General features: G+C 37.1%; 6 protein-coding genes. 1 reads left to right on the forward strand and 5 read right to left on the reverse strand.

Annotated features, from left to right (window positions below; all coding sequences use genetic code 11):
- Together F607_RS31315 and F607_RS0123065 are read right to left on the reverse strand one after the other, a co-directional pair.
- Nucleotides 1-604 (reverse strand): hypothetical protein (locus tag F607_RS31315; RefSeq protein ID WP_038292111.1); only part of this gene is annotated, 604 nt, incomplete at its 3' end.
- A 114-nt stretch (nt 605-718) separates the two neighbouring features.
- Nucleotides 719-1,561, reverse strand: coding sequence for a hypothetical protein (locus tag F607_RS0123065; RefSeq protein ID WP_157365576.1), 843 nt, complete (start codon nt 1,559-1,561; stop codon nt 719-721).
- 333 nt (nt 1,562-1,894) lie between these two features.
- On the opposite strand from F607_RS0123065, the gene F607_RS0123070 reads away from it, so the two are divergent.
- Nucleotides 1,895-2,668 (forward strand): formylglycine-generating enzyme family protein, encoded by a 774-nt coding sequence (locus F607_RS0123070; protein ID WP_027709961.1) that lies wholly within the window; start codon nt 1,895-1,897, stop codon nt 2,666-2,668.
- Between the two features lie 95 nt (nt 2,669-2,763).
- Here F607_RS0123070 and F607_RS33175 read toward each other — a convergent pair whose 3' ends face one another.
- From F607_RS33175 to tssI, 3 genes are all read right to left on the reverse strand, one after another.
- Nucleotides 2,764-5,166, reverse strand: a complete 2,403-nt coding sequence (locus F607_RS33175; protein WP_027709962.1) for a LysM peptidoglycan-binding domain-containing protein — start codon at nt 5,164-5,166, stop codon at nt 2,764-2,766.
- 40 nt (nt 5,167-5,206) lie between these two features.
- Nucleotides 5,207-6,460 (reverse strand): DUF4123 domain-containing protein, encoded by a 1,254-nt coding sequence (locus tag F607_RS0123080; RefSeq protein ID WP_027709963.1) that lies wholly within the window; start codon nt 6,458-6,460, stop codon nt 5,207-5,209.
- Nucleotides 6,444-7,349, reverse strand: a 906-nt coding sequence (tssI, locus tag F607_RS31325) for a type VI secretion system tip protein TssI/VgrG (RefSeq protein WP_027709964.1), incomplete at its 5' end; no start/stop codon positions are given. The genes tssI and F607_RS0123080, both read right to left, overlap by 17 nt.

Here is a 7,349-nt window from a genome sequence, read left to right on the forward strand (position 1 = left end):
CTTGCTCACAAGAATGACATTCCAGTTCATCGTTACGTTTACCTTTCAAAATAAATTCTAACTCAGATTCTGCTTTAGTAATTTGACAATAGTCCGTTGTATCGGGTCGGCCTTGACTCAAGGTTATATTATCTCCTTCCAGACACACGTTAAAACTCAGCTCTGATACTGCGTGCTTACCTTTGATTGTCAAATAGGCTCGGTAGCCGTTAATCTCAAGTTTATATTCCACCTCTTTAGTATCTGCACTCTCAGCGACTGCCTTAGGAATATAATTTCCATTAAAGGGGTTAAGTGCTTTTTTTACTTCATCAAATGCTATTACATAGACAAGCATGTAATACATGTAGATTAAAAAACCAGAAGCCGCTAAAGCCACTACACCAAAGAGACTCTTTCCTTTAAGCATTGCGATAGTAAGGCCACCAAAATAACATAGCATGACAATTGGCACAAACGTAACAATAAGACCTATCCAAAAACCTACTAACTCTGACAAGTCAGAAAAGGCAAGTCCACGATATAACGCATAGCTAATCCCAATAACAAAAGTCGCAATATATATAAACAAAAAAAATTTAAAAGCTGTTTTAAGTTCTGACATCTAAAAGCTTCTCAATAAGTTACTACATGCAATTACTAGTATTATATTCATGAAAACATACAGCACTATTTACCCCATCAATTCAACATTATTTAAAACTTTTTAAAATAAAAACTATATAAAAGAAGCAAACTCACCATTTATCTTTGCAATAGAAAAAGCTAATGAGAGCATACCTCCTTGCCCATTAATTCTTCGAAAAAGTAATAAGTCTCTTGGCCTAAAGTCATATTTTTCAATACCCTTATTTATATCTAATCTTTTATCTGGTTCTACATAAACGTGATAGACCTTATTATCTAGACAACTATTAAATATAAATTCGTGATCTTTAATTTCTGTTTTCTCCAACTCACCATTTATTAGACACTCTTTAACTATATCAAGTAATTCTCTTTTATAATCTGGAACACTGAATGCAGTTGACAATATTTCTGTTGTATACTTTTTAAGATTCATAAAAGCATTTAAATCCTTTTTAATTACAACATCTATTACATGCCTCGTAAATTTTAATGCTTCTTCATCAGTAAAAGGTTGTAACTTTACTAGCCAAGGCTTTAAATCGAAACCGTCGTATTCAAACTCATGCCTGTATTTAAAACTATTGTCATCATCTAACTCTAAGTCTCCTATCTCTACTTTTTCTTTTAGCAGAGTCGTTATTATTTCTCCTGTCTTTTTCTCCACATCAATTTGAATATCAAAATTTTCTTTACTCACATCATCATTTTTTTCAGATGGCACAATTGAGATTTCTATTATATTTTTTCCTTTAACAAGAAATTGGTTTAAAAAGTTGCTTGCTGAGGATCGGCCCAATGTATAAAAATCTTGCAAATACAGATCATTTACATATACTTTCATATATATTTTTTCTGCATCAAGATTAATTCTAATAAACTCTTCCATCAAATCACCTTCTCGACAAATAGCTTCATTTGATTGACTTTTCATAATATATAACATTGAGTTAGCTTGAAGTTTTCAGCGACTCCTAACTCACATTGTTTGTCAATCTGTGGCAGTATACACGCATCAACAAAATTATTAGCTTACTTTATTCAAAAATATTAGTAAAAGTCAGTTATTTGATACACTTAACTTGGTTAAGTTTAGTAGTAATAATGTATATCTGTTAACGAGTTTTATGCGCTATATTACTTTACCTGTTACACTTGAATATACTTCTGTAACCAATTTTATATACAGCTCAATAGAGGGCAAGTGATGTACTCTAGATATGTCATAACTTTAGCTATACTAGCATTTGCTATAACTGCTTGTAATATGCCTGAAGAAAGCAAAGAGGAACTTGAGAAAAAAGCAGACGAGATTGTTAAGCGTTATGCTGAAGATATGTTACTCGTTAAAGGTGGTACATTTGTAATGGGATACCAAGATGAGTCATATGGTGTGTTTGTCCCGGATCAATACGATGCTCCTCAACATGAAGTGACGATCAATGATTTTTATTTAAGTCGTTATGAAGCTACAGAAGGTGATTTCTATGTATTTGCAAAACTCAATAACCTAAGTCTTCATGAATGGAATAATAATCTTAGTATTGAAAGTCGTTCTCCAGTAAGCCATGTAAGTTGGAATGACTCACACAAATTTTGCACTTGGTTAGCCCAACGTTCAAGTTTACCTTATCGTCTTCCTACAGAAGCTGAGTGGGAATATGCTGCACGGAGCCGTGGCCAAGATGTAAAACATGCTACTAATGATGGCACTTGGAAAGTAGGTGTCAACATAGCAGGTAATGAAGGCATATCACCTCCAGAAATAGACAAGTACCCCCACAACCCACTTGGAATATATGGAATGGCTGATGGAGTAAGAGAGTACGTTTACGACTGGTACGCTAAAGACTATTTTCTTAATTCCCCCCAAAACAATCCCACAGGCCCAGAGACTGGAAACGAGAAAGTTATTCGGGGTCGGCGTTATCATCAGACTCTAAGCGATGACTTCGAAAATCCAATGTATGCAAGAAATGCATACCCTGTTGATTACAGAGGCATGTATAATGGTTTTCGTTGTGCACAATCTATAAAATAACCACCCAATAAATAGTGTTTTACCACCAAAACTAACTGACCCCAATATTTAGTGCCTGTAAATTTTATATTGCTTTAGCAGGATTTATCAACCTGCTATTTTTTTGTCTTTAACTCTTTAAACTTAAGCCGTGCCTGATCAGGATATTTTTGTAAAATTTTTGGATATTCACAGTCTATGAAATTATTATACTCATCTAAAGTAACATGATCAGCTATATACCATGACTTGTTTTCTTCATATACCCTTAATTCATCATATACATCTTCAGCTATTAATTTAATAGTTTTCAAATCCCTTGAAACCTTTTGACTATCAATCACCCCATTAGTTAGTGTTTCTGCCAATTGTTTTGTATTAATATATACTCTCTCTTCATTTCTTACACCAGTTATTTTTATTTTATTCTTCCACCAACTGCTTTCCATCTGTTCAACGAACAGCTTTTTAATTTCTTTCTCACTAGCAAATGTTGACTCATAGTCTCGGGTATCTGGAAAGCTAAAATCAGTTATTTTGTACTTTGGAATAAACTCTTTTTCACAATCAAAAACTATATTTGACTGTCCAAAAGCCAAACTTGCTTTAACTACTCCTTTTACTCCAGTCCATACTACTTCACCTTTTACTGTAAAAATGTGTTCTTTTGCTGATGGATCAATTTCAAAATCTGCTTTAGTTTCAAACCCCGAGCTAAATATTCCTTCTGCTGTAAAGTTATCTGACACTTTGCATCTAAGTCCAACTTCAACACCAATGCCTCCAGTAAATGGGATAACTACTTTTTTCTCATTATCTTTAATTTGTATATATCTTTGAGCTTCAACTTTACCGGAGCATTTAACAAAAAGCTGAGCACCTATATGGTCACTCACTTGTATTCCAACCCCCATTTCTAACTCAAGATTAATAAACTCTAAAAAAATACCTGCCTCAATTATTTTGCTTGCCGTGTGGTCATCATTTTCTTTATTATACCATTTGACTAATATCCCCCCCTTCATTACTGCAAAGGTTACATCAAAATAAACTCCCCACTTTACATTAAAGCTTTTTCTTAATTGCGTTATCAGTCTTGATATCGCTGCAGCTACTTCAAGAGGTTGAAATAATGCCTTAGCTGAGTCAATCCCAATGGATTTATTATTTTTCTTTACTGACACACCAACATCAAAATTACTGAAGTCATACCCACCAGTACTAACAGATGCAGGTTCATATTTAAACTCACCTGTTTCATGGTCTAGAGTTGCTTCATTTTCAAATGCTCTTCTTTTATAAAATGTTTTCTCTTTTTTAAACTTACCATTTTCAATCCGACCAACTTTTTTTGTACCATGTTCTATTTTATCCCATTCAGGAAAACCAATTTTGACTTCCCATACATCAGGGCTATGGACGTGGACAGGCAGGTCTATACAATCTCCTGTAATCTTATTTTTTTTATTCACAGGGGTATGAAAAAAGTTAACCAGATCTTCTAAAATTATTGTTTCACCTGGTTTTTTTTTCGGTACCATATACCCTACGGGAATATAAAATAAATTTCCTTGATCTTTACCTTTTTTGTCAAAAGTTTCAGAGCCATATTGCACTTTTTCAGGTGCTTGGTTACCCTCTATACGTACATTTATGAGATCACTATCAATTTCTTTATATTTTTCTTCCTCAATTTTTCCTTTATCATTGCCACTAGGCACTACAGCTAAATATGGTGGATTCACAATAGATCGGCTATCGTGTTTACACCCTACTCGAACTCTACATTTAGAGTCACACTCTTCACAAGGCTTATCTTTATCCTCAGGAAGCTGCTCTTCTGCCTTAGGCTCCTCTTTCTTAGGTTCTTCAGTTTTTTTCTTATCTTTTGGCTCTTCTATTTTTTCTGGTTCTTGTTTCTCTGGGCCTTTCTTTTTTGGCCCTTCTGTTTCGGGTCCACCTGTTCCGGGTCCGCCTGTTCCGGGTCCGCCTGTTCCGGGTCCGCCTGTTCCGGGTCCACCTGTTCCGGGTCCACCTGTTCCGGGTCCACCTGTTCCGGGCCCACCTGTTCCGGGCCCACCTGTTCCGGGCCCACCTGTTCCGGGCCCACCTGTTCCGGGCCCACCTGTTCCGGGTCCACCTATTCCAGGCCCGCCAGTTCTAGGGCCACCTTCTGGCGGTACTGGACACTCTTCTCCTGGTTTTTGGCCAGGTATTTTTAACTCATAGCCTGCATAGATTTTATCTGGGTCTTTAATATCTTTATTTTCTTTTAAAATTTCATCTACAGTAGTATCGTGCTTTTTAGCCAGGTCACCTAATGTGTCACCCCGCTTAATAACATAGGGATCATCGCAGGAAGGCTCAGGAATACGAATATTGGTATTCGCGTAGATAAGATTATCATCGGTAATGCCAGGATTAGCTTGGCGTAGATCTTCAACGCTTACACCATTTTTTAATGCAATTGTGGCTAAAGTATCACCTGGTTGTATACGATAAATCTTATTTGAACTCATTTTCTGTAAACTTCCTAAAATTCTGCTAACCAACGCTACCTTAAATGTCTTGTTTTTGTTCTTGATACATTTTTAATAGCTGTGCTCTAAATGCTTCATCACTTTTTTGTGTATAAGAAAGCGGAATAAATTTATCTTCTTGATTAATAAGCCTATCTGCATTTTGTTCGTAAAGCTTTTTCACTAACTCATTGAGTAAGGCTTTATCAGCTTTAATATCGTTATATCTATCTAAATATTCCATTCGTATTATTAAGTCTTCATCACTGAATGGATCAATCAGTTCTTTTATTCCAAAGTCCTGGTATAACTGCTCATAGACAATGCATTTTATTGGATCAAACGGAACCCCAGGCTTTTCATACACTAGTGCATTATATTTTTCCAAACGCTGCAGTTTTTCATGTTCAGAAAAATCCGTATTAAACAAAATCTCTTGCTCTAACTTCATCCATTCTCGTTTGGGAATATCAGGGCCAAATTCTGTCACCACTAAAATGAGTCTCGCCACCAGTTTGGTTTTACTGATGCCATAATCATCACTTTTATCACACCAGTAACGAATCGTTTCATGCAGTTGTTTGGGTTTAAGTTTTTTAAATGCGGGGTTTTCTTCCATTAAATATAAAGCGATGGCTTCTTCCACTTTATGTTTATGCTCAGCCATAATGCCTTCCCACTGTTTAGCGCTGAACTCAAACCAAGGGCGCTCTTCTGGGAATTGACCGTGCCAGGTTTGAGAGTTTTGCCAAACGACCCATTCACGTTCAAATTCATCTTTAATGACATTATGAGTTTCTGTGCTACTTGTTTGCCGAAATAATTCAGGCCGGTAATGATTGGGCACCCATAACCTGTCGATAGGCCCTAATAATTTCGCTTGTTCATTGGTTGTACTGGCATTCAGTAGCGGATTAATCACCCGAGGATCTTGATAGCGAAACACTAGTTGCTCTGCCAATGGCGTTTTAACATACAACAAGCTTTGTAAGTACATTGATAATGACTCAAAAGCTAAGGTAGAGCCTAACAGCAGCCCCCAATATGCTTCTCGCGTTTCATCCAGTATAAAATTGACGATTTTTGAATCTGCTTTTAGCTCAACTAAGCAAGGTGATAAATGCAAGCAACCATTGAGGGGGGTATCAATAAATACGGGAAATACGGATGGATTATCTTCCAACGTAAATAAAGTTGGCATAAGCTCATCTACTATCGCCCCATCAATTAAGGCATACAGCTGATGCTGTTTTTTTTCGAAGTATTTGTTTAACTGGCTATTTAACACACTCATGATTATGTTTGTCTCCTACCCAGCCACATTCCACAGCACAATCAACACACTCACCATTGGACGCACAATCACTCACTAAAGGTGTACCTGTTTTGGCCGCTTTAGCAATCACTTCTTCTTGTCCTTGAATGACATTTAATGGTAAGGCTGCAACATTTTTCGCTCGGCTGGCACTGCCACTTCCAAAACTAATCGTGCTACCGACAATGGTTACACCCGAAGGATCCAGTTTGATGAAGTTGCCACCCACTTTAGCCGTCAATTCGACATGGGCATCCATGACGATTTTACGGCTGGCTTTGGCATGATGCTCACTCCGACATTTTTCCAGATAAGCTTGACCAAATTTGGTGTAGGTTGAGGATTGGGATTCAATATGCCGGTTTTGCCCTATTTCAATACGCTCATTTCTATCTTTTTGCCAATGGGCATCACCTTCTATGACTATTAGGCTGTCTTTGCCCACGACTAAATGACGGTGACCATTAATATGCTCACGGTGATCATTTTTAACTTTGATATCCATATCTTTTTGAGCATGGATATAAATTTGTTCCTGGCCTTTTTTGTCTTCAAAACGCAATTCATTAAAACCGCCACCACCCGGGCTACTTTCGGTTTTAAAGGTGCTGCGACTTTTATGAGCAGGCAATTCATACGGCACTTTATTATTAGCGTGATAAACACACCCAGTGACCATCGGATTATCAGGATTACCATCCAGATACTCAATAACCACTTCTTGGCCAATTCGCGGGATTGCAACTTGCCCCCATTGCCCTCCAGCTATTCCGGTATTAACACGAAGCCAGCGTGTGGTCTTTTCATTTTTTTGACCGTCTCGATCCCAGTGAAACTGCACCTTGATTCGGCCATGTTTATCGGTGTA

It is taken from the genome of Zooshikella ganghwensis DSM 15267 (assembly GCF_000428585.1).
GTDB classification, from domain to species: domain Bacteria; phylum Pseudomonadota; class Gammaproteobacteria; order Pseudomonadales; family Zooshikellaceae; genus Zooshikella; species Zooshikella ganghwensis.

Coding starts and splice junctions, on each gene's coding strand:
- F607_RS33175 (WP_027709962.1), bottom strand. CDS start 5,166: ATGAGTTCAAATAAGATTTATCGTATACAACCAGGTGATACTTTAGCC.
- F607_RS0123070 (WP_027709961.1), top strand. CDS start 1,895: ATGCCTGAAGAAAGCAAAGAGGAACTTGAGAAAAAAGCAGACGAGATT.
- F607_RS0123065 (WP_157365576.1), bottom strand. CDS start 1,561: ATGAAAAGTCAATCAAATGAAGCTATTTGTCGAGAAGGTGATTTGATG.
- F607_RS0123080 (WP_027709963.1), bottom strand. CDS start 6,460: ATGAGTGTGTTAAATAGCCAGTTAAACAAATACTTCGAAAAAAAACAG.